17 protein-coding genes are annotated in these 22,027 nt (G+C 58.6%); 5 read left to right on the forward strand and 12 right to left on the reverse strand.

The features are described from left to right. Positions 1–5: 5 nt before the first annotated feature. The gene (locus CFB02_RS14375) at positions 6–3,464 is read right to left on the reverse strand and encodes a response regulator (protein WP_264753968.1); all 3,459 of its coding nucleotides are present in this window, start codon (positions 3,462–3,464) and stop codon (positions 6–8) included. A 202-nt stretch (positions 3,465–3,666) separates the two neighbouring features. Here CFB02_RS14375 and CFB02_RS14380 point away from each other — a divergent pair, with 202 nt between their 5' ends. Next, positions 3,667–4,737, forward strand: a complete 1,071-nt coding sequence (locus tag CFB02_RS14380) for a hypothetical protein (protein WP_088558531.1) — start codon at positions 3,667–3,669, stop codon at positions 4,735–4,737. On the opposite strand, the gene CFB02_RS14385 is transcribed toward CFB02_RS14380, so the two are convergent. After that, positions 4,734–4,985, reverse strand: a complete 252-nt coding sequence (locus tag CFB02_RS14385; RefSeq protein ID WP_088558532.1) for a hypothetical protein — start codon at positions 4,983–4,985, stop codon at positions 4,734–4,736. The two genes, CFB02_RS14380 and CFB02_RS14385, sit on opposite strands and share 4 nt — an antisense overlap. A gap of 196 nt (positions 4,986–5,181) precedes the next feature. Between CFB02_RS14385 and CFB02_RS14390 the strand changes: the two genes are divergently transcribed. Continuing rightward, entirely contained in the window at positions 5,182–5,526 is a 345-nt protein-coding gene (locus CFB02_RS14390; RefSeq protein WP_008176786.1) for a hypothetical protein, read from the forward strand. Between the two features lie 10 nt (positions 5,527–5,536). Here CFB02_RS14390 and CFB02_RS14395 read toward each other — a convergent pair whose 3' ends face one another. Continuing rightward, complete coding sequence (locus tag CFB02_RS14395) at positions 5,537–6,823, reverse strand: serine hydrolase domain-containing protein (RefSeq protein WP_088558533.1); 1,287 nt, start codon at positions 6,821–6,823, stop codon at positions 5,537–5,539. 124 nt (positions 6,824–6,947) lie between these two features. After that, complete coding sequence (locus CFB02_RS14400; RefSeq protein ID WP_172835832.1) at positions 6,948–8,135, reverse strand: GGDEF domain-containing protein; 1,188 nt, start codon at positions 8,133–8,135, stop codon at positions 6,948–6,950. Positions 8,136–8,357: 222 nt separating this feature from the next. On the opposite strand from CFB02_RS14400, the gene ybaK reads away from it, so the two are divergent. Further along, positions 8,358–8,828 (forward strand): Cys-tRNA(Pro) deacylase, encoded by a 471-nt coding sequence (ybaK, locus tag CFB02_RS14405; RefSeq protein WP_088558535.1) that lies wholly within the window; start codon positions 8,358–8,360, stop codon positions 8,826–8,828. Between the two features lie 3 nt (positions 8,829–8,831). Beyond that, on the forward strand, positions 8,832–10,025 hold the full coding sequence (locus CFB02_RS14410; protein ID WP_088558536.1) for a cation:proton antiporter: 1,194 nt from the start codon (positions 8,832–8,834) through the stop codon (positions 10,023–10,025). Positions 10,026–10,112: 87 nt separating this feature from the next. Here the strand turns inward: CFB02_RS14410 and CFB02_RS14415 are convergent, their stop codons facing one another. From CFB02_RS14415 to CFB02_RS14445, 7 genes are all read right to left on the reverse strand, one after another. Further along, complete coding sequence (locus tag CFB02_RS14415; protein ID WP_088558537.1) at positions 10,113–12,356, reverse strand: NADP-dependent isocitrate dehydrogenase; 2,244 nt, start codon at positions 12,354–12,356, stop codon at positions 10,113–10,115. 427 nt (positions 12,357–12,783) lie between these two features. Next, on the reverse strand, positions 12,784–14,772 hold the full coding sequence (locus CFB02_RS14420; RefSeq protein ID WP_088558538.1) for an acetoacetate--CoA ligase: 1,989 nt from the start codon (positions 14,770–14,772) through the stop codon (positions 12,784–12,786). A gap of 16 nt (positions 14,773–14,788) precedes the next feature. Then, the gene (locus tag CFB02_RS14425; RefSeq protein ID WP_088558539.1) at positions 14,789–15,568 is read right to left on the reverse strand and encodes a 3-hydroxybutyrate dehydrogenase; all 780 of its coding nucleotides are present in this window, start codon (positions 15,566–15,568) and stop codon (positions 14,789–14,791) included. A gap of 13 nt (positions 15,569–15,581) precedes the next feature. Then, positions 15,582–16,946 carry a TRAP transporter large permease gene (locus tag CFB02_RS14430; RefSeq protein ID WP_088558540.1) on the reverse strand — a complete coding sequence of 455 codons (1,365 nt, stop codon included), beginning with the start codon at positions 16,944–16,946 and terminating at the stop codon, positions 15,582–15,584. Next, positions 16,946–17,584, reverse strand: a complete 639-nt coding sequence (locus tag CFB02_RS14435) for a TRAP transporter small permease subunit (protein ID WP_088558541.1) — start codon at positions 17,582–17,584, stop codon at positions 16,946–16,948. Before CFB02_RS14435 ends, CFB02_RS14430 begins: the two co-directional genes overlap by 1 nt. 116 nt (positions 17,585–17,700) lie before the next feature. After that, on the reverse strand, positions 17,701–18,753 hold the full coding sequence (locus CFB02_RS14440) for a TRAP transporter substrate-binding protein (protein ID WP_088558542.1): 1,053 nt from the start codon (positions 18,751–18,753) through the stop codon (positions 17,701–17,703). 327 nt (positions 18,754–19,080) lie between these two features. After that, positions 19,081–20,493, reverse strand: a complete 1,413-nt coding sequence (locus tag CFB02_RS14445; protein WP_088559257.1) for a sigma-54 interaction domain-containing protein — start codon at positions 20,491–20,493, stop codon at positions 19,081–19,083. Between the two features lie 219 nt (positions 20,494–20,712). Between CFB02_RS14445 and CFB02_RS14450 the strand changes: the two genes are divergently transcribed. Next, entirely contained in the window at positions 20,713–21,624 is a 912-nt protein-coding gene (locus CFB02_RS14450) for an alpha/beta hydrolase (RefSeq protein ID WP_088558543.1), read from the forward strand. An 11-nt stretch (positions 21,625–21,635) separates the two neighbouring features. On the opposite strand, the gene CFB02_RS14455 is transcribed toward CFB02_RS14450, so the two are convergent. Further along, complete coding sequence (locus CFB02_RS14455; protein WP_088558544.1) at positions 21,636–21,998, reverse strand: DUF6164 family protein; 363 nt, start codon at positions 21,996–21,998, stop codon at positions 21,636–21,638. Positions 21,999–22,027 lie beyond the last annotated feature (29 nt).

Genomic DNA, 22,027 nt, shown 5'->3' on the forward strand with positions numbered 1-22,027 from the left:
ACACGTCAGCCTGGCGTTTTTGCAGCGGCGAGGGCACGGTCTATCATTTCACCGAGTTCCTTCAGTTCGCTGCGAACACGTTCCCAGTCCGGCTCAGTGACTTTCAGCAGCTCTTCCAGTATACCCGCCTGTCGGGTCATCAGCGGATAGCCCATGGCACCCGCCGTGCCCTTGATCTGGTGGGCTTCGGTTTTCATTGCTTCACGATCTGCGTCCGCCAGCGCGGCATCCATTCGGGTCCGCCGCGCGGCAAGCCCGTCAAGAAACTGTGCCACCAGGTGGGCAATTTCAGCGTCTTCGCCGGTATCTGCGGCGAAAACGGGGCCCGTGCCCAGCAGCCGATCCAGCAGGGCCGTCAGGTGGGACTGATCAATGGGCTTGTTCAGCACGCCGTCACAACCGGCCTCAAGCAACGCATCGGTTTCCTGCTGATCGCCGGCTGTAAAGGCAATCACCGGCCGGCGGAACCCGGCCTGGCGCAGCAACCTGGTGGCGTCAACACCATCCATTCCCGGCATGTGACGGTCCATCAGCACCAGATGAACCGTATCGGACAATGCAGTCCGAACCGCGTCCTCGCCGCCGGTCACTGCCACGACGTCCAGACCTTCCCGGCGCAGCATACGCTCTACCAGCTGCCGGTTTTCCGTGTTGTCTTCGGCAACCAGCACCTTGCCCTGATAGCGTGAGGTTCGTTCATCAGCGGAGGCCGGCGTCACCGACAGGTATCGTCCCAGTGTTTCATAGAAGCGCTGCTTGTCGATGGGCTTCGCCAGGTGTTCATTGCAGCCGGCCAGGCGATAGTCGGCAATGTCCTCGGACATCACATTGGCGGTGAGCGCGATGACCGGCGTATTCACCCCGGCTTCGCGAAGTGCCGCCGTCGCGTCACGGCCGTTCATCACCGGCATCTGTATGTCCATCAGGATCAGATCAAAGGGTTCGCGAATCGCCATTTCCAGGGCTTCCGCTCCGTTGCTCACATGGACAAGCTCGGCTCCGGTTCGAGACACCAGCAGGGAAACAAGCCGCCGGTTCACCTCGTTGTCCTCGGCACACAGGATACGCCCTGACAATCGCGGCGCGACAACCATGGGGATGGTCCGGCGGCGCTGGCTCAGCTCCGAGGCATCGCGCAGGAAATGCACCTCATCCAGTGGCCCGGTCCGGATCGAAAGCTCAAACTCGCTGCCCTCGCCATAGGTGCTGTTCACCCGGATACTGCCGCCAAGCATTTCCGCCAGACGCCGGGAAATGCTGAGCCCGAGGCCGGTGCCACCATATTGCCTGGAAATGGCGGCGCTGCCCTGTGCAAAGGGATCGAACAGCCGCCCCAATTGCTCCGGCTTCATACCAATGCCGGTATCCACGACCCGGGCCACGAGCAATTCCTGATCGCGATCACAACGGACCACCAGGGAAATGGACCCCTTATCGGTAAATTTAAGGGCATTACCACACAGGTTGATGATGATCTGGCGCAGTCGGGTGGGGTCGGTGCGTACCTGCTCCGGCAACGGGTATTCGCAGATGATGCTGAAATCCAGTCCTTTTTCCCGGGCTCTTGGCGCGAAGAAGGCGCGAATCTCATCAAGAAGTTCCGCCAGATTGACCGATACGATGTCCACATCCAGTTTGTTCGCGTCGATTTTCGAGTGGTCGAGGATGTCGTTGACCAGATCCAGCAGATGTCGGCCGCTGCGCACCACCGTCTCGGCACTGCTTCTTTTCTCCGGTTCACTGAGATCCGGATCAAGCAGCGTTTCTCCGTAACCGATGATGGCTGCCAGCGGTGTGCGGATCTCATGGCTCATATTGGCCAGGAACTGGCTTTTCGCCTCCGCGGAATTGCGGGCAAGCTCCTTCTCGAGACGCTCCTGCTCACGCTCCCTCTCGATTCTCAAGCGATTGTGACTTTCGGTGGCGTCGATGCAGGTGCCTTCCAGGTGAGTGGGCTCGCCGTCGGCGTCATAAACCGTATGCAGTGAGATGGTCGCCCAGCGCTCGTCACCATCCCGGGTCAGGTATCGGGCCTCAATGCCCTTGACCGTGCCCCGGGCCTCCAACTGCTCGATCACCAGCCGCCGCAACCGGTCGTCGGCAATACAGGTTTCCAGTACGTCCGGGTTCCGCTTGAGCAACTCGCGGCTGCTGTTGTAGCCCAGCAGCCGCGCCATGGCGGGATTGGCCGTGACAAATCGCCGGTCCGGTGACATCTGGAACACGCCCTCGATGGCGTTATCGAACAGCGACTGGTAACGCTGAAGGTTCGACAACGCCCGCTGGCTCCAGCCCAGGGCCTCGCCCTGGACCTGCTTGATCCTGTCTGCGAGGGCAAAAGAAAACAGGATAATCTGGGCGGTCAGACCAAACTGGGGTGAGTAAGCGGTGAAGGTGTTCAATGGCAGTATGCCCATCACCGTCAGGGCATAGATACCGAAGCCCACCAGCGCCAGTGTCCAGGCGAAAAAATAGGAACGGGCCGCCGGATTGTAATAGCGCCAGGACAGGTAACTGACCACGATCAGAATCAGGCTCAGCAGAATGGAGCCAACCACAATCCATTCCATGGCGACGTGGTAGGGCAGGAACAGCGACAGCACGAAAGTGGCAACCACCGAATACAGGCACAGGCGGATGACCTGATCAAGATCGGCCGACCGTTCCCGGGTTTCAAGCAGCGACCTTGCCATCAGCAGGCCCCAGAACCAGGTCAGAATGATCTGGAAGTGCAGGAACTGCTTGTCGAACAGAGCGGGCCGGCTGTCGAGAAGCTGGATACCGTGAACCTGTTCGGTGAAGATAAAGATGGCCGCAAAGACCAGGTAGAGCACGTAATAGATGCTGCTCCGCTCGCGAACCGAGACCGCGACGAACAGGTTGTAGGCAAGAATGGCCAGCACCGAACCAAGCAGGATGCCCCGCACCAGCTCATCCACCGAGACTTTTTCAATGTAGCTGTCCGGGTGCCAGAGGCTGATCGGCAGACGGAAAGTATTGGTGTTGACCACCCGCAAGTAGACGTGGCTCAGGGAATCCGGTGCCAGTGAAAGGCGGAATGTCGGGTTGGGGACAGCCAGGTCCCGTTCGACCCAGTTGTCCTCATAACCCGCCTGTCGCTGATCGACCAGATCCCCGTCGCGGACCATGAACAGGGTGACTTCATCCACCAGAGGCAGGGCAAGCTCAAGGATCCATCCGTTCTGGTCCAGACTGCCCGCCGAGAGCAGATCCAGGCGCACCCAGTATGCGGATTCCGTGTAGCCGAAGTTCAACACGCCGCCTTCGTGGCGGGTAAAGGCACCCGATTCGAGAGCGCGAACCTCATCGAGGGTCAGTTCCTGCCCCGGGTCCTCGAGATACCAGATGCAGCCACCCAGATCACGGATACTCTCGATACCGCCGTCCAGGACAATCTCGCCATCATGGCAGGGCCCGGCCGCACTGGCCGACGCCGGCATCATGGCCGTGACCAGGAACAGCAGGACCGCTACCAAAGACGTCACCGCTGGAAGCGCCAATTCAAGCCGTTGCCGCAAAATGTGATCTCCGCGAGGGTAGATACCGGTTTTTTGTTTTACTGTCAGTAGCCACGCCGGGGCTATACCGTCCCGGTGACTCACTCTAGCCGTTTACACCGTTTTTCGCATCCCGGGGCCATCTGAAATGAGACATTCCTGCATTTTCGCCGCTGTTTCCATGACCACACTTGTCCTGAGTGGCTGCGGACTTGAGGATACCGGCCCTTCCGCGTTCAATCCGGCGACCAATGTGGATCTGACGTTCTCGAGCTTCAACCTGGAAAACACGGAGGTGGCACCGGACAACCTCGGCAATACCCGTTTCTGGGACTTTTACCGGGGCATCCAGCCGGCAGCAGACGACGCCGACGACCTGCAAACCACCAGCGAAATACGCAGCCACATCGAGGTTTTCATCCGCGCCACGCCAACGGACGCCGGCACCAGCTATGACAGCGTGCGCAACCCGCTGGACCTGATGAACCAGGTGCTGGCTTCCGGCGAAGTCACCAATTTCCAGGAAGGCAAACGATACATCAGCCAGAGGATTGCAGATGGTGTCGCAGGCACCTACAACAGCCGGGGCAACGGCGCGCAGATCCGGTTCACAGACCAGTCGGCGGTGATTGCCAATCTGCCGCTGAACGGCCAGCTCTGGATCTACCCGACGCTTGACTGGCGTTACCTGCCGGATGGCCCGGAAGGCTCGGATCTCGACAACAAGGTATATCGCACGATCCAGTATGTCAGCCGCAGTGTTGAAGAAGAGGAGCAGGCCGCCCAGCCGGAACTGGTCAGCGTGCTGGCAGGCAGCCGGTTTGATGCCAACAGTTTCATGACACTGGGCTATAGCCCCACCGAATTCGCCACCGCCGACTACCTGAGCCGGAACCATGGCAGCATTGAACTGCGCCAGGATTTCATTGACGAAAACACCGACACGCTGTTTATAAAGAATGACGAATCCGAGGTGATCACACTCGATCGCTATCCAGGTTATGGCCTGGAAGACAACAGCCCGGACTGCCTGAGAGTCGAGCTGGATTACAACATGGATCTGGTGAGGATTTTTGCCTCGAACGGCGAGCCAGCGCGCATTGACGACCCTGACTCAACGGACGGACAGGACACCATTCCGAATCCGGCCAATTGCACCTACCAGGAAGATGCCGAAGCGATTACCAGCTGGACAACAGTGCCTGTCGCCGGCCGCTAGCCGGCGCCGCCATCCCTGAGGTCCCAGTTCTGCAGGAAGCCTTTCTTGCGGTCGATCATGCGTTCATAGGTGGAGATCATGATGGCCGCGTGGGGTGCTTTGACAAGACGCAGGGTTTCTATTCGGCGCTCCAGCCGTTCAACTTCAGAGCGCACCTGCTGGTGCACATGATTGCGAACGCTGTCGTGATGGTCCAGCTTGACCTCGCGGGAGGCGGATTGGTTACTGGGGGGTGTGGGCTTGTCCATTCGGCTTCTCGTCCAATGAGTCGTGATAGATCCTTTTCCCATCACGCAAGTCTGCACAACTGTCCGACATAGTGCAATAAAAATGAATAGAGTTTCATTTTTATTTTCAGCTCTGCCGGACCTCCTGTCATTCAGACGACAGAACCCCTGCTATAGTTCCCTGTAGAGACCACATTGCCCACCGACAGGAGCTCCCATGACCCAGACATCCGTGGCGGATACCCTCCGTGAATATCTGTCGCTGCTGGAACTGCTGGACGATGCCTACTGGGAAGCCAGCAGCATTCACCACAAGGATATGCTGTACGACATCATCAGCATCTTCAGCCAGGAAGTGGCCGAGATAAACAAGCTCAGTATCCAGGACCACCATTACCCCTATGAGGTAATTACAGAAGGCATACGCCGGGTTGTGCCCAAGCTTGAGCGACTTGATGAAAACCGGGAAGACGTCATCCAGCGCACACAGACTCTGACGGATTTCAGGGACATTCTGTCCTCCGTGCTGGGCATACTCGAAGCCCAGCTCAGGACGCTCTGAACCCTGCGCCTCAGGCGGCGATCAGCGGTCGCCGGTGCTCGGGTATCAGCGGAAAACGATTGCCCACGGTATACACGAACTTCGCCAGTGCCGGCAGGTGATGACCGACGATCGGAATGCCGGTGTTCAGCAGACTGACCGAAATATCACGGGCGGCATCCGCCCAACACAGCTTGTTGATCAGACCCACGTGACCGAAAGCAAACCGGCTGTTCTGACCCCAGAGGCCCACCGGGTTGCCACCCAGCATCATGCCGGCACTGAAGCGCATGGGTATCATCATGGTGCGGTCTATCTGTAGCGAACCGAACTGTTGAATAGCCCGGCGGATGGTGATTTCGCTGCAGATACGACGGCCGTTCCAGAGCCCGCCATTCAGCATCATCTGGAAGAAGCGGCCCATTTCCTCGGCCGTGCCGCACAGATTGCCCGCCGGAATCACCGCTTCCTGGAACCTCGGGTCATTGGTAACCCGCTCGACGGTCCGGATATCGCCACCCAGCGCGCGGTTAACAACCCAGGAAACGGGGAAACGCGGCGTTGGTCCGGTGGCGTAATTACAGGCCAGCTCATCAAGATGCTCCGGGGCAATGCCATAGGTAAACCATTTCATGCCCATGGGCCGACGCAAATGCTTGTCGAGGTATTTTTCAATGGTGTCGCCCGTGACGCGTTCCAATACCCGCTGCAGGACAAAACCGCCGGTGATGGCGTGATAGGCCACCTTGGCGCCGTCCACTTCCACCGGTCGTGCAGCACAGAGCAGACGCCAGATTTCATCGTTATCCCACAGCACATCAATCGGCGTTTCCCGCGGAATGGCAGGGATGCCCCCGCGGTGAGAAAGAATCTGGTGAACGGTGATGGTCCTTTTCCCATTAACCCCGAACTCCGGGCAGTAGTAGGACACGGGATCCATCAGGTTGACCAGGCCCTGTTCCGCCAGCATGTGCATAAGCAGTGCCGTCACCGCCTTGGAGGCGGAGAAGTAGCAGATGGGGGTATCAGTCGTCATCGGAACCTTGGAGGCGTCGCGCGGGTCATGGGGGCCATTGCCACTGGCATGGCCAATCGCACGGTGCAGGACCTGCTCACCCTTGTGGCGGATGGAAATCTGGATACCCGGGTGCACGCCGGTCCGGTAAAGGCTCTGGACGCTGCGCCACAGGGCATCAACCGCTTCCTGACTGACACCGGCAGCAGCCGGATTTTCACCGGCATCATCCCGAAAGGTGACGGATTCGAGATCCTCGGGAATCTGGCTGCTATGGAGGGCACGGCGGGCAAGTCGGTTCATCGGCTCAAACCTTTTTCAGTACGATTGTTGTTCTTCTATGTTCAACAGAACCGGCCCGGGCCACATTGGCCGGGCCGCAGCAAGGCGGACGTCACCTCCTCCACCTGCCGGGACACGAGTCCCACTACTGATTATGGACCTGGTCGTGCAGGTGCGCCATGGCCACACAGTTGCGGCCCCTATCCTTTGCCAGATACATGGCTTTGTCGGCGGCGGCACAGAGTGTCGAAGCAGTCTGCCCGTGATCCGGGTAGACCGCAACGCCCACGCTGATGGTCAGGGGCACCGCCTCACCATTCCCCAACGGCTGTGGCTCTTCCGCCACTTTGCGCCGCAAACGCTCGGCCGTTTCCTGGGCCTCCTCCAGATCCATTTCAGGCAAAACAATCACGAACTCCTCGCCGCCAAACCGACCGATGGAATCGACGCTACGGACGCTGGCCAGCAACAGGCGGCTGATAGACCTGAGAACCGAGTCACCTGCAGCATGGCCGTAGGTGTCATTCACATCCTTGAAATGGTCGAAATCCACCCAGAGCACTGCCATGGGTCGCTGGTAACGTCGGGATCGCTGAAGCTCCTCATCGAGCACCCGGGACATTTCCCGTCTGTTCAAAAGTCCCGTCAGGGGATCCCGGGTGGCCATTTGTTCAAGCTCTGTCTCCAGCACTTTGCGGTCAGAAATGTCCAGAATGATGCCTTCAAGGTGGAGCGAGCCATCTTCCTCCTGAACGCCTCGTCCCCGCTCCCAGACCCAGATACGACAGCCGTCTTTTCGGGTGATCTCATATTCCAGAGAAAACGATTCTTCTTTTTCCAGGGCCACTTTAACTTGCTCGGAACATTGCTGATTAGAAGCTTCGCTGACCAGAGCCGCATAACTGGTGACTCGGTTGTTGACCAACTCATCGGGCTCATAACCAGTTAACTTGGTACATCCCTGGGAGACAAATTTCATCGTCCAGTCCGGATCATACAGGCATCGATAAGCCATGCCCGGGAGATTGTCCATCAGGATCTGGAGCTGACGCTCGCGCTCGCGGAGTGCTTGCCGTTGTCGGTGCTGGAGGTTGAGCAGAACCCGATCCTTGGTGAGTTGGCGAAGCAACACAGAAAAGAGAATCACCCCCGTTATCAGCACAAAGAAAGAGCCTTTCCAGGTCTGGATGACGGAGAGGGTTTTCGGATCGGGAAACCAAGTTTCCGCGAGAGTGTCCGAAAACGCAATCCAGGCAAAGCCGGCGATCAGGTAGACCAGGGCAGCCCAGCCAGCGCGCCGCAGGGGTGTGCGGTTATCGTTCAAGCTTTTCATTCCCTGAGATTTCGACGACGAAGGCTCCATGAACACTGCCATCGATGTTTGAATAATTATAATGTACGGAAAATAGTCATAATGGCGCTTTAAGTCGAGCGTCAAATGTCATGCCCGGTAAAATCCACCCGGGAATCGGGTTTTGCGTCCACGCCAGACAGTTGTTGTGATGCCGCTTAGCTGCTTTAATTCCCGGTTTCTGCCGTCTTTCAGGAGCCGAGCATGACGCCTGGCATCAACGCTGCGCGCAAAGCCGCTGTGCCTCACACTATCCATGAGTACGAGCACGATCCGGCGAACGAGAATTATGGCACCGAGGCCGCCGAGAAAACCGGCGTGGATCCCGCCCGGGTCTTCAAGACACTGGTTGTAGCCATCGACGGCAAGGAGCTGGTAGTTGCCATTGTCCCGGTGACCACTATGCTCAACATGAAACTCATTGCCCGGGCCGCTCAGGGTAAAAAAGCCGCCATGGCTGACAAACAGGCGGTTGAACGAACAACCGGCTATGTCCTGGGCGGAGTCAGCCCCCTTGGACAGAAGAAAAAGCTGAAAACCTTCATCGACGACTCAGCCCTGGGCTTCGAGACCATATTCGTGAGTGCCGGGCGACGAGGCCTGGAGATTGAACTCGCGCCCCGGGACCTGGCAACACTGGTAAACGGCGGCTTTTTCCCACTCCATCAGGAGTAAGCCTTGAATCACGCCATCGACCTTCTTCTGATCGGCGGGATCATGCTCCTCGCACTCGGCGCTCACACGGTGGGCCAGAGGGTCCATGTCCCCAGGGTAACCCTGCTTTTGCTTGTGGGAGCGCTGGCCGGCCCCTCACTCCTGGATATCATTCCGGTTCGAGTCAGTGACAACTTCCCGCTGGTCACCGAACTCACCCTCGCCATGGTCGGATTTCTGCTGGGCGAGCGGATGTCGGTGCGCGATCTGAAGGACGGTAGGGAAGCGATTATCGTGAGCCTCGCGGTCACCCTGGTCACCGCGTTAATCATTTTCGTAGTTGTCTGGCTGGTCACCCGAAATCTGACAGCGTCCCTGTTGCTGGCTGCCATCGCCACCGCAACGGATCCGGCGGCGACACTGGATGTGATGCGTGAGGCTGGGTCCAGGGGGCCACTGACCCGCGTTGTCGCGCAGGTGGTCGCCATCGACGATGCCTGGGGGGCCATCCTGTTCAGTATCCTGCTGGTTTTCGCGGAACTGGTCTCCGGTAATGGGTCCGCAGTTATCGAGTCGATCGGGTTCGGTGTCTATGAGGTGCTGGGTGCCATGATTCTGGGGGTTCTCCTTGGCCTGCCCATGGCCTGGATGACTGGCCGGCTCAAGCCAGGGGAACCCATGCTGCTGGAATCCGCCGGCTTTGTTTTTCTCGCGGCGGGCATAGCCGGGGCGCTGGAACTGTCCTACCTGCTCACCTGTATGGCGTTGGGCGTGACCGTTGCAAACCGCGCCCACCACCACGTGCGGCCTTTCCGCTCTATCGAGGGGATCATCGAGCCGTTTCTGGCAACGTTCTTTTTTCTTGCCGGCTTCAGCCTTGAGTGGGACCTGCTGCCGACGCTGGGCCTTCTTGGTGGTGCGTACGTGACCGCACGGATCGCCGGAAGGATACTCGGTGGCGCCATGGGTGGTCAGCTTGCCCATTCGAGACACGCGGTAAAACTGCGCAACGGTGCCTGCCTTCTGCCCCAGGCCGGCGTGGCCATGGGCCTGGCACTGGTGGCCACAGACCGGCTGCCGGAGGTCGCCTTTATTCTGCCTCTGATCATCGGGTCCACCGTTTTCTTCGAGCTGATTGGCCCACCCATCACGATGTACAACCTCAAGCGCGCCGGCGAAACCGGGAGAGGTTACGAGGAGCCCGCCGACGACGACTGAGGCCGGCACAAAAAACCGGAGAACCCGCCAGGGTTGTCCGGTTTTTTTAGGGCATCCGGCTGTTAAACCGGATGCTCACAGGCTGACTTACTTCACGGATGCACGAGCTTCTTCGAGAATCCGGTTCAGCGTGGCGCTCGGCTGCATCACTTCGCAGACCTTCTCCATCGGCGGGTGGTAGTAGCCACCGATATCCGCCGGGTTGCCCTGAACCACCGTCATCTCTTCCAGGATCTTGTCCTTGTTCTCTTCCAGCTGTGCAGACAGCTTGGTGAAGAACTCCTTCAGCTCCTTGTCGCTGTCCTGATTGGCCAGCTCTTCTGCCCAGTAACGGGCGAGGTGGAAGTGGGAACCACGGTTGTCGAGCTCGCCGGTAACCCGGGACGGAGACTGGTTGTTTTCCAGCAGACGCTCAGTGGCCTTGTCCAGGGTCTGACCCAGCAGACGTGCACGCTCGTTGTTCTGCTTCTCGCCCAGCTCGTCCAGGGAGACCGCAGTGGCCAGGAACTCACCCAGGGAGTCCCAGCGCAGGTGGTTTTCCTGGATCAGCTGCTGCACGTGCTTGGGCGCGGAACCGCCGGCACCGGTCTCGTACAGGCCACCGCCGTTGAGCAGCGGAACGATGGACAGCATCTTGGCACTGGTACCCAGCTCGAGGATCGGGAACAGGTCGGTGAGGTAGTCACGCAGTACGTTACCGGTCACGGAGATGGTGTCGAGGCCGCGAATCAGGCGCTCCATCGTCCAGCGAATCGCGCGAACCGGAGACATGATACGGATATCCAGACCCTCAGTATCGTGATCCTTCAGGTAGGTGTTCACCTTTTTGATCAGCTGGGCGTCGTGGGCGCGCTCGTCGTCCAGCCAGAACACCGCCGGCATGCCGGTGGCACGGGCACGGTTGACCGCCAGCTTGACCCAGTCACGGATAGGCAGGTCCTTGGTCTGGCATGCGCGCCAGATGTCGCCTTTCTCGACGTTGTGCTCGGTCAGCACGGTGCCGTCTTCGGCAACAACGCGAACAACACCCTCTTCCTTGATTTCAAAGGTCTTGTCGTGGGAGCCGTACTCTTCGGCTTTCTGCGCCATCAGACCAACGTTCGGTACGGTCCCCATGGTGGTGGGATCGAAGGCACCGTGGGTCTTACAGAAGTTGATCACTTCCTGGTAGATGGTGGCGTAGGTGGACTCGGGCATAACCGCCTTGGTGTCCTTGAGCTTGTTGTCACGGGCCCACATCTTGCCGGAGTTACGGATCATCGCCGGCATGGAGGCATCAACAATGACGTCGCTCGGAACATGAAGGTTGGTGATGCCCTTGACGGAATCGACCATGGCGATTTCCGGACGGTGCTCGTAACAGGCGTGCAGGTCTTCCTGGATTTGCTCCTGCTTGGATTCCGGCAGTTGCTTGATCTTCTCGACCACGCTGGACAGACCGTTGTTCGGGTTCACGCCGATCTCGTCGAACAGCTCACCGTACTTGTCGAACAGATCCTTGTAGAAAACCTTCACCGCGTGACCGAACACGATCGGGTGGGAGATTTTCATCATGGTGGCTTTCACATGCAGGGAGAACATGACACCGGTGTTTTCACAATCGGCAATGGCGTCCTCGAAGAACTTCACCAGCGCCTTCTTGCTCATGAACATGCCGTCCAGAACTTCGCCTTCCTGCAGCGGCAGGTCGGATTTCAGAACCGTCTGCTTACCCTGCTTGTTCTCGAACACGATGTTGGCTTTGGTCGCCTTGTCGAGAGTTACGGACTGCTCACTGGAGTAGAAGTCGCCGCCACGCATGTGGGCCACGTGGGTACGCGATGCCGGGCTCCATTCACCCATGGTGTGCGGGTATTTCCGGGCAAACGCTTTTACCGCAGCCGGGGCGCGACGATCGGAGTTGCCTTCACGGAGCACCGGGTTAACGGCACTGCCCAGAGCCTTGGCGTAACGGGACTGGATTTCTTTCTCTTCGTCTGTCTCAGGATTCTCTTTGTATTCGGGAAGCTTGTATCCCTGCTCGTTCAGCTCTGTGATAGCCGCCCGTAGCTGCGGAATAGACGCTGAGATGTTAGGCAGTTTAATGATGTTCGCATCTGGGTCCTTGGTGTATTCACCCAGTTCGGCCAGGGCATCCGGAACCCGCTGATCTTCCTCCAGATAATCCGGGAAGTTCGCCAGAATACGCGCCGCGAGAGAGATGTCGCTGGTTTCGAATTCAATACCAGCCGGCTTGGCGTAGGTTTCCAGGATGGGAAGAAGCGACCGTGTTGCGAGGGCTGGTGCCTCGTCGGTCAGTGTGTAGACAATCTTGGCTTTGGATGATGTCATTTTCGTCCTCAGGCTAATGGGTGGGTTCAGGACGGTCATGGCGGGGTCAGGCGTCTTTTGAACGTCCGACCTGAGCAATGACTGATTAGGAACTTTTGATAGGGCTACTAAGATACCATTTTTTCGTTAATTTTGGTTACGATCTTAGTATAAGAACGGACTAAAAATGCCTGATCTTCGGTTACAAGACGATGAAATGGCGGGAATTTACGAAACTTTCTAACATCGACCTTGGAGTGGACGCAGGGCGGGTGGCGCCTCCCAAAACACGCTCCTTGCGGCACATCCCTGTGGCGCTTGGGCTCCGCCATTCATGGCTCCGCACAGTTTTGGGAGGCGCCACCCGCCCCGCTGTTGGGCTGTTCAGGCGAGTTCTACAGCAAGAATCTCGCCCGTTTTCAGCGACTTATTGTCAACAAAACCGGCCTTATTCCGGCAACAACCCGACCGCAGACAACCGCTCCCGAATATGGTCCAGGGCCTCGGGGTTGCCCAGGGCATCCCGGTTGTCGGCCTTTTTCGAGCCGTTGATTAACCGGGCCACCGCCAGTTCAACCTTCTTGCCACTGCGGGTGTAAGGAATGTCGTTCACCTCCACAATGTGCTTGGGCACGTGCCGTGGGCTGGCGCCTTCGCGGATTCGGCTCTTGAGCTGTTTCAGCAGGTCGTCGGTGATTTCCTGGCCGTCGGCCGGAACCACCAACAGAACCACTTCCACGTCGCCGTCGATCTGGCGGCCGACGACGAGGCTGTCTTTGACCTCGGCCACGGTTTCGACCTGGCGGTAGATTTCCGCGGTACCGATTCGAACGCCGCCCGGGTTCAGGGTGGCGTCAGAGCGACCATAGATGATAGCGCCGCCGTGTTCGGTGAACTCGATGAAATCACCGTGGGCCCATACGCCCGGGAAGGTGTTGAAGTAGGCGTCGCGGTAGCGCTCGCCGTCCGGATCCTGCCAGAAGCTGACGGGCATGGATGGCAGCGGCTGGCGGCAGACCAGTTCGCCACGACCTTCACTGACCGGCTGGCCATCGTCGCCGTAGGCAACCGCGTCGACACCCAGGAAACGGCACTGGATTTCGCCGCGGCGAACAGGCAGCAGCGGCGTTGAACCCACGAAGCAGCCGCAGATGTCCGTGCCACCGGCAATGGAGCCAAGCAGGGCGTCGGGGGCGCCATCGCTGTAGACCCAGTCATAGTCTTCCGGCAACAGTGGTGAGCCGGTGGAAAACACCACTCGCAGCTTGCTCTGATCCAGGGTTTTTGCGGGCTTGAGTTCGCCTTTGCGGCAGCCGGCAATGAACCGGGCGCTGGTTCCGAAGTGGGTGACCTTCTCTTCCGCCACGGTGTCCCACAGGAAGTTCAGGCTCGGGTAACCCGGAGAGCCATCAACGGTGATCACAGCGGCGCCGGTCATCAGGGCGGAGGCCTGCCAGTTCCACATCATCCAGCCACAGGTGGTGAAGTACAGGAACCGGTCATCAGGGCCAACGTCGCCGTGCAGCATCAGCTCCTTGGCATGATTGACCAGCAGGCCAGCATTGCCGTGCACGATGCACTTGGGTTTGCCCGTGGTGCCGGAGGAATACAGAATATACACCGGATGTTTCGGCGGCAGAGGCGTAAAGGAAGGTGCCGTTCCTTCGCCAGCGGCGAGGGCGTTTTCCCAGGTAGTCACCAGATCGCCGGAAATCGGAGCCTCGTCTGGCAGTTGCTGGACACTGACAACCGCCTTGAGCGTTGGCAGGCCGGCAATGAGCTCGGCAAAATCCTGCTGGCGCGCAAACACTTTGCCGCCGTAACCGTACCCGTTCACGACGATCAGAGCCGAAGGTTCGATCTGGCCAAAGCGGTCAAGAATCGCGCCGATGCCGAAATCCGGTGACGCAGAACTCCAGATGGCCCCAAGACTTGTAGCGGCCAGCATCCCCACCAGGGCTTCATAGCCGTTGGTAACTACACCGGCTACCCGGTCACCCTGTTTGATGCCTTTGCTGCGCAGGAAGGCTTCCAGGGCACCTGCATCGGCTTTCAGTTCGGCATAGGTGCGACGCAGCACCGGACGGGTTTCGCAGTACGCAACGACCGCTTCGCGGTCGTGGTGCTCACCATCTGCGAGCCTCAGCAGGTTGGCGGCAAAGTTCAGCTTCATCCCGGGGAACCATTCGGCGCCCGGCATTTCATGCTTGCCCAGTACTTTTTCAGCCGGTGTATCGCAGACAAGACCACAGTAATCCCAGACTTTTTGCCAGAAGGTTTCCAGCTCATCAATGGACCACTGGTGCAGAGCGTGGTAATCAGCAAACGGGCCGAAGCCCAGCTGCTCAAGCCATGTCCTGAACTGGCCCATACGGGAATTGGCCAGGGTGTCTTCCGACGGAGACCAGACTACCGGTGATTGTTCTTCATTGCTCATCCATATCTCCTGAATGTTACTGCATATGCCAGCCGTGACTGACCACGATGGACTGGCCAGTCAAAGCCGCAGAGGGGAATGCAGCCAGATGAACGGCCAACTCTGCCACGTCTTCCAGGGTGGTGAATTCCCCATCCACAGTGTTTTTGAGCATAACTTTGCTGATCACTTCCTCTTCGGAAATGCCCAGCTCCTTGGCCTGTTCCGGAATCTGCTTGTCCACCAGGGGTGTGCGCACAAACCCGGGGCAGATGATGTTGCTCCGCACCCCGTGTTCCGCACCTTCCTTCGCCACCGCCCGACACAGCCCCAGCATGCCGTGCTTGGCCGCCACATAAGGGGCTTTCAGGGGAGAAGCCTCCAGAGAATGCACCGAACCCATGTAGAGCATGGTGCCACCGCCGCTCTCGTACATGTGCTTGAGTGCCGCGCGAGTCACCAGGAAAGCGCCATCAAGATGCACATTCATAACTTTGCGCCAATCGGAATAAGCCAGCTTGTGCACCGGATCAATGTGCTGGATGCCGGCGTTCGCAATGGCGATGTCCAGACCACCCCACTGTTTAACCACAAAGTTAACGTTTACGTCAACTGCGCCTTCATCAGTCACATCCATTTCAAGGGCGATGGCCGTGCCGCCGGCCTGCTCGATGACAGCTACGGTGTCCTGTGCCGCCTCGAGTGTCAGGTCAGCCACAGCGACCTTGGCGCCTTCGCGGCCGTAGGCCTCGGCAATGGCCCGGCCGATGCCGCGACCGGCACCGGTAATCAAAGCAATCCGGTTTTCCAGACGCATGGTTATTTTCTCCTTAGTCGTAAGCCACGCTGGGCAGCCAGGTCGCGATTTCCGGTACCACGAACACAATAGCCAGCGCTACCAGCTGAATAATGATGAACGGTATAACGCCACGGTAGATGTCGGTAACGGCGATCTCCGGCGGCGCTACACCCTTGATATAGAACAGCGCGAATCCGACCGGTGGCGTCAGGAAAGAGGTCTGCAGGCACATGGCAAACAGGATGGTAAACCAGACCAGATCAAAGCCGAGGCTTTGCACAACCGGGGCAACCAGCGGCAGGATGATCAGGGTGATTTCCACCCAGTCCAGGAAGAAGCCGAGCAGGAATACACCGAACAGAATGGTCAGAATCACGCCATAAGGACCGAACGGCAGACCCAACAGTGCGTCTTCGATCACCTGGTCGCCGCCCAGACCCCGCAGGACCACGGAGAACGCGGTGGCACCCAGGAAGATGGCAAAGATGAACGCGGCCGTGCGCGTCGTCTGCTGCATGGATGAGTTCAGCACGTTCAGGTTCAATCGGCCAGACATCAGTGCCAGCAGAAGAGCACCCAGGGCGCCCACACCGGAAGCCTCCGTTGGAGTCGCTATGCCGGCAAAAATGGAACCCAATACGCCCAGAATCAACGCGGCGGTTGGCACTACGGCTTTTGCCACTTCCCAGACGATGGCCCAGCTTACTTTTTCGGTACCTTCCGGCACCGGCGCAATGTTCGGCTGCAGCATCGGACGGATAATCGCGTAGGCGACGTACATGGCACCCAGCATAAGGCCGGGGAAGAAGGCGCCCATGAACAGGTCACCAACTGATGCCTCGGGAACCGCCAGGCGGTCGGCCATCAGAACCAGCATAATGGAGGGCGGAATCAGAATACCCAGGGTCCCGGTGGCACATGCCGTACCCACCGCAAAGCCCTTGTCGTACTTGTTCTCCATCATTACCGGCAGGGACAACATGCCGAGGAGCACTACGGACGCCCCGATGATACCGGTGGTCGCGGCCAACAGAACGCCAATAACGATGACGGTCACCGCATAGCCGCCGCGAACGGCTCCAAACAATTTGACCATGCTGTTCATCAGTCGCTCGGCAACGCCGGACTGATCAAGCATGATGCCCATGAATATAAACATGGGCAGTGCCACAAGGGTTTCGCTACTGACCACCTTCCAGATTCGCTCGGGCACAAGCCCCATGGAAGATTGATAATCGAACCACAGATTGGCTCCAAAATTCTCAACGGCGACGACACCAACAACGGTCCAGATAACCGCGGTGCCGCCCAGTACCCACGCAACCGGATAGCCGGTCATCAACAGCGTCCCGAAGGTGAGGAACATGCCGATGACAAATAGGGTTTCAAGCTCCATCAGGACGCATCCTCTTTCTTGGTCTCACCGGACTGGATCCGGATTGGCTTCGGAAAGCCGAAAAGCAAAGCGGTCACTTTCAGCAGACGGGACAGGGCCGCGACGATCAGCAGCCCAAACGACAGCGCCAGAACGCCCTTGAGAATCCAGCGGTAAGGCAGGCCCGCCGGTGCCTGGCTGGTCTCGCCCTGTTGCCAGGAGCTCAAGGCATAGGGAATCATTTCGTACACCGCCAACACCAAGAACGGCAATAAGAGAAACACCAGACCAAACAGTTCAACCCAGGCCTGGCCTTTGAGCGACAGGCGCTCATGGATCACATCCACCCTGACATGGTCATCGGTTACCAGGGTATAGCCTAGCCCCAACAACCAGCCCGCCCCGGCCAGATGCCATTGAACTTCCTCCAGGGTGACCGACCCCATGCCAAAGGCATAGCGCCCCACCACTGCGTAGATAATCACGCCCGTGACCACAATCCAGAGCCAGGAAGCGCTCTTGCCTATTGCAGAAATCACGGCGTCCAAAGCCCGGCTTAGCCAGGTGGTTGGAAACTCGGTGTGATGATGAATAAATTGACCGGCGTCCGACGCCGATGCATGCACATCGGGTGGTGAGCCTTTATCAGACACTGTCATACAACAGTTCCTCGTTCAGAAAGCCTGCCGTGAAACGAGGATGGCCCCGCAGGGCCATCCAGACTAAATCGACGAGCACCGGAATTGCGCCCGGTGCTCAGAGTCAGCCCCGAACCTTAGAGGTCCGCCGGCACATAAGCGCGGGTATCCCAGATCTTGTAGGATTCCATGAACTCCTGCTGGCTTTCATAGACACGCTTGAAGTCGGCATCCTTGGAGGCTTCTTCTTCAAGAACTTCCTCGGTTACTTCCCTCAGCTTGAGCAGAACCTCGCGGGGAATCTGGTCGGCCTGAACGCCCTTGTCCTGGAACTCGGCCAGAACCTTGCCGTTCTTGTACTCACCCTCGGCCAGACCACGGGTGGTTGCCGCGGTGCAGGAAGCCTCAACCAGCGCCTTCTGGGCTTCGGTGGCACGTGCCCACTCGTCCTTGTTGATCAGCATGTACTGGGCTGTGAACTGCTGGTGCCAGCCCGGGAACAGGTTGTACTTGACCACTTGGTTAAAGCCGAGGATCTGGTCGATGGCGGGCATGGAGAATTCGGTGGCATCGATGGTGCCCTTTTCCAGCGCCTGGTAGAGCTCGCCGCCGGGCATCATGGTGACAGAGGCGCCCAGTTTCTCGAGAACCTTACCACCGAGGCCGGCGAAGCGGATCTTCAGGCCTTTGTAGTCTTCCAGTGTTTCGATGGGCTCGGAGTACCAGCCTGCTGTTTCGGGCCCAATGATGCCGCACAGCTGTGCGTGAACGTTGAATCCCTTGTTGGCATAGGTTTCCTGCAGCATCTCATGGCCGCCACCGAAGTAATACCAGCCAATGTAGGCAGGGGGCTTCATGCCGAAGGGAACAGCGGCAAACAGGGGAATGGCAGGCACTTTACCCTGGTCGTAACCGATCCAGGTGTACCCGGCGGAAACCTTGCCGTCTGAAACAGACTGCAGGATATCGAACGGCGGAACCAGCTTGCCGGGCTCATAAACACGGACCTGGATGCTGCCATCAGAAGCGGTAGTGAGGTTGTCTGCAACCCAGGCAGCGGGAGAACCGAGGCCAGGAAGGTTGGTTGCGAAGGCTACGGGCATTTTCCAGCGCAGATCGTCTGCGAACGCGGAGCCCGTGGTAAGAGCGATCGCACCGGCCACACCGGTGAGAGCCTTGAGAAGTTTCATTGGCAAGTCTCCTAACTTTGTTGTTTTGTCTGGCCTGGCGGCTTTCAACCAAAAAGGCCTGAACTGAGTATAGTCAGAGAATGCAGGAACAGACGGACAGGGTGATGTTTGGGGTCCAACAGTTAGCGCCAGTCTTGTTCTGTGCATTGTTCTGACGTCCTGCGCCTCGGATATAGCAGACACTATGCCATCTTAATTTTATGCATATAATTCAGTTAGTTATAAAATACGGCCGGGGCCGGCACGGAGAAAAGTGTCCGGAATTTAGGACATCATTAGACGTCAGTCGTAAGGGATTGTACGGATGAGCAGACAGTCGTCCGGATTTCAGGACAACTTGGCCAATTTCTCGTACAGAACAGATCGAGATATACCCAACAGCTTGGCAGCTCGGGTTCGGTTGCCACGGCTAGCCACCAGAGCCTCTTCGATGGCCTGGGCTTCTGCCTCAGCAAGAGTCTGGGACAACGGTCTAACCAGTTGCGGTGCGAGCGAAGACACAGGACGGCTCCCTCCGCGAGGCAATACCTTGAAAATCGCATCGGCATCAAGCAAGCCACCTTCCTCGCCCATGGTCATTGCCCGCTCGAGCACGTTGCGCAACTCGCGGATGTTGCCCGGCCAGTCATAACTACCCAGGGCCGACACGCCCGCATCCGTGATTTCTCCACGCAACTCCAGACCCTCGCAGATCTCTTCAAGAAGCGCTTCGCAGAGCACACCAAGATCGGCCAGGCGATCCCTCAGAGGCGGGATGGGAATTTCCAATACATTGAGGCGGTAATAAAGATCCGAGCGGAAAGTACCTTCGGAGATCATGACCTCAAGATTTCTGCTGGTGGCGGCAATAACCCGAACATCCACCGAAACCACCTTGTTGGAGCCCAGCGGTTCAATCTCTCCCTCTTGCAAGGCCCGCAGCAGCTTGGCCTGAAGCGGCAACGGCATGTCACCGACTTCGTCGAGAAACAGGGTGCCACCGTTAGCCAGCTGAAACTTGCCTTCCCGGGTGCGGCGATCGGCACCGGTGTAGGCGCCGGGTGCGACGCCAAAGAACTCGGCCTCAAGGAGGTTGTCCGGAATGGCGGCCACGTTCACTCCCACGAACGGTTTCTCCGCACGTCCCGAGACCGTATGAATCGCCTGGGCGAGCACTTCCTTGCCGGTGCCTGTCTCACCAAGCAATAGCACCGGCATGTCGCGACCGGCCGCCAAACGCGCACGACGCTTGACCTCCAGCGCTGCCGGGCTGGCACCAACGAAATCACCGAGGCTGTAGCGAGTACCTCGTGCTTTTTTCGCCAACGCCTTGCGCGCGGCCGCCAGATCCTGGTGGAGCCGCCGGTATTTCGACACCAATGGCGTCAGGGGCTGAAGGTCGTCGTAAAGTACAAAGGCCACAGCACCGACGATTTTTCCGTTGTCGTCGTAGTACGGCAAGCGCGTTACCACCAACTGTTGCTGGTTGTGCTCCATGATGTCCAGCAGCAGGGGTTTACCGGTTTCAACCACTTCGGGCATTCGGGTGTGAGGGATCAGCTGGCGCACCGGTTTACCGATGATTGTGGACGGATCGCCCAGGCCAAGAAGATAGGAATAGCTGCTGTTAATCCAGGTAATCCGTGCATCGCAGTCCACGGCGATGGCACCGGCGCTGGCTTCCTCGAACATGGGAAACAGGGCTTCGATCAGGTCTCTGGTCAGGCCACTTTTATTGTTGTCAGAAAACAGCTGTGTCATGTACCGCGCACCAACGGGTCGAATGTCATTCATCTGGATAACCCTCGCACCCGACAGACCGGGTGCAGTGACGGAAGTATATGGGGCCCCCGGACCGGGGGCAAACGAAGCCGGCCCCGCAACGGGCCGGCGTGTATCACACTCATTCCGGCATCCATCAATATCAGTCCATCGTAACTTTGGTGTGAAACCTCAATTCGCTTGAAAAAGGAGAGCCCAGTGCCCGGTTACCGAACAGGGGGCAGACGGGGTGGGTTGGTCGGCGTGATTGGCAGCCTGCTGTTGCTGGCCGGATGTGCGACCCACCACAATGGACCAGAGAACGCGGCCTTGCCGGGAGAACAATCCTTTCAGTTAGAGCGCAATTTACAGTTCTCCCCCGATAACTGGCCACAACGACTGTTCGCCGACCTTTACCTGCCCGAGAACAGGGCCTCAGAGCATCGCCATCCGGTGGTCCTGATGGTTCACGGGGGTGGCTGGCAACGACGGTCCCGTGAAGACATGGCCTGGATCGCGGAAGAAGTGGCCAGCCACGGTTTCGCGGTGCTGAACATCGACTACCGGTTTGCACCGGAATACACCTTCCCGGCGCAGCTGCATGATCTCCAGCTCGCCCGACAGTGGTTGAACGAGCATGCCGACAAATACCGCCTCGACCACAAGCAAGTCAGCGGTTTCGGGTTTTCATCCGGCGCCCATCTGATTGCCCTGCTGGCCCTGGTGGCAAGCTCCGACAGCGAGCTGAACCAGCCCTACGGCGGGCCGGAGTCCCGGCTGCACGCTGTTGTCGCCGGCGGCTTGCCGTCTGACCTCATGGCGTTCGGTTCAGGCAAGCTGATCCGACAGTTCCTCGGTGGCGAGCAGCAGGAGATGCCGGACACCTATCGCAGTGCCTCACCGATCAGTCACGTGACGGCCAACGCACCGCCCTTTTTCCTGTTTCACGGCGCCGTGGACATGCTTGTGCCCTTCAGCCAGGCCGAACGTTTCCGGGACGCTCTCGCAAGTCATCAGGTATACAGCGAACTCTATGAAATGCATCTGCGAGGACATGTCACCAGCTTTCTCACAGCCGGCGATGCGGTTGACGAGGCAATTGCATTCCTCGACCGAGAGAAAGGTAACTGATTGCCGGGTCGCTATCCGATCCGGATAAACGGCAGCAGGCTCAGGCCCATGATTACCAGAATGGCAATGCAGGCCGCCAGAGTCCGGACTGGCCTTTGCCTGAGCATGAACCAGAAACCGCCGGATTCTCCCCGGGCCAGATGCTCCTCGTAGGCCTGTCGCTGGGTTTCATAGCGTTGCCTTTGATACTCATCCAGCAGCGCCCTGGCCCTGGCCGCCTCATCGTCGTCGTGCACCCAGAAACCGCCCATGCTGATGCCCCAGCGGCTTGGTGGCGTCTCGTAATAGGCTACCTCATGGGAATCAAACAGGGCCCGGATTTCCTCGGCCTCGTCATCGGGTACATGGCGCAGGTTCATCAGATGGTGGGGCATGGACTCTCGTTGTCTGGTATCAGGTGCGG

The sequence above is a fragment of the Marinobacter sp. es.042 genome (assembly GCF_900188315.1).
In the GTDB taxonomy this organism is placed as follows: Bacteria; Pseudomonadota; Gammaproteobacteria; order Pseudomonadales; family Oleiphilaceae; genus Marinobacter.

Bases quoted from the DNA above. Each gene is read 5' to 3' on its own strand.
- CFB02_RS14375 (WP_264753968.1), bottom strand. From the start codon at position 3,464: ATGATGCCGGCGTCGGCCAGTGCGGCCGGGCCCTGCCATGATGGCGAG.
- CFB02_RS14380 (WP_088558531.1), top strand. From the start codon at position 3,667: ATGAGACATTCCTGCATTTTCGCCGCTGTTTCCATGACCACACTTGTC.
- CFB02_RS14385 (WP_088558532.1), bottom strand. From the start codon at position 4,985: ATGGACAAGCCCACACCCCCCAGTAACCAATCCGCCTCCCGCGAGGTC.
- CFB02_RS14390 (WP_008176786.1), top strand. From the start codon at position 5,182: ATGACCCAGACATCCGTGGCGGATACCCTCCGTGAATATCTGTCGCTG.
- CFB02_RS14395 (WP_088558533.1), bottom strand. From the start codon at position 6,823: ATGAACCGACTTGCCCGCCGTGCCCTCCATAGCAGCCAGATTCCCGAG.
- CFB02_RS14400 (WP_172835832.1), bottom strand. From the start codon at position 8,135: ATGAAAAGCTTGAACGATAACCGCACACCCCTGCGGCGCGCTGGCTGG.
- ybaK (WP_088558535.1), top strand. From the start codon at position 8,358: ATGACGCCTGGCATCAACGCTGCGCGCAAAGCCGCTGTGCCTCACACT.
- CFB02_RS14415 (WP_088558537.1), bottom strand. From the start codon at position 12,356: ATGACATCATCCAAAGCCAAGATTGTCTACACACTGACCGACGAGGCA.
- CFB02_RS14420 (WP_088558538.1), bottom strand. From the start codon at position 14,772: ATGAGCAATGAAGAACAATCACCGGTAGTCTGGTCTCCGTCGGAAGAC.
- CFB02_RS14425 (WP_088558539.1), bottom strand. From the start codon at position 15,568: ATGCGTCTGGAAAACCGGATTGCTTTGATTACCGGTGCCGGTCGCGGC.
- CFB02_RS14430 (WP_088558540.1), bottom strand. From the start codon at position 16,946: ATGGAGCTTGAAACCCTATTTGTCATCGGCATGTTCCTCACCTTCGGG.
- CFB02_RS14435 (WP_088558541.1), bottom strand. From the start codon at position 17,584: ATGACAGTGTCTGATAAAGGCTCACCACCCGATGTGCATGCATCGGCG.
- CFB02_RS14440 (WP_088558542.1), bottom strand. From the start codon at position 18,753: ATGAAACTTCTCAAGGCTCTCACCGGTGTGGCCGGTGCGATCGCTCTT.
- CFB02_RS14445 (WP_088559257.1), bottom strand. From the start codon at position 20,493: ATGACACAGCTGTTTTCTGACAACAATAAAAGTGGCCTGACCAGAGAC.
- CFB02_RS14455 (WP_088558544.1), bottom strand. From the start codon at position 21,998: ATGCCCCACCATCTGATGAACCTGCGCCATGTACCCGATGACGAGGCC.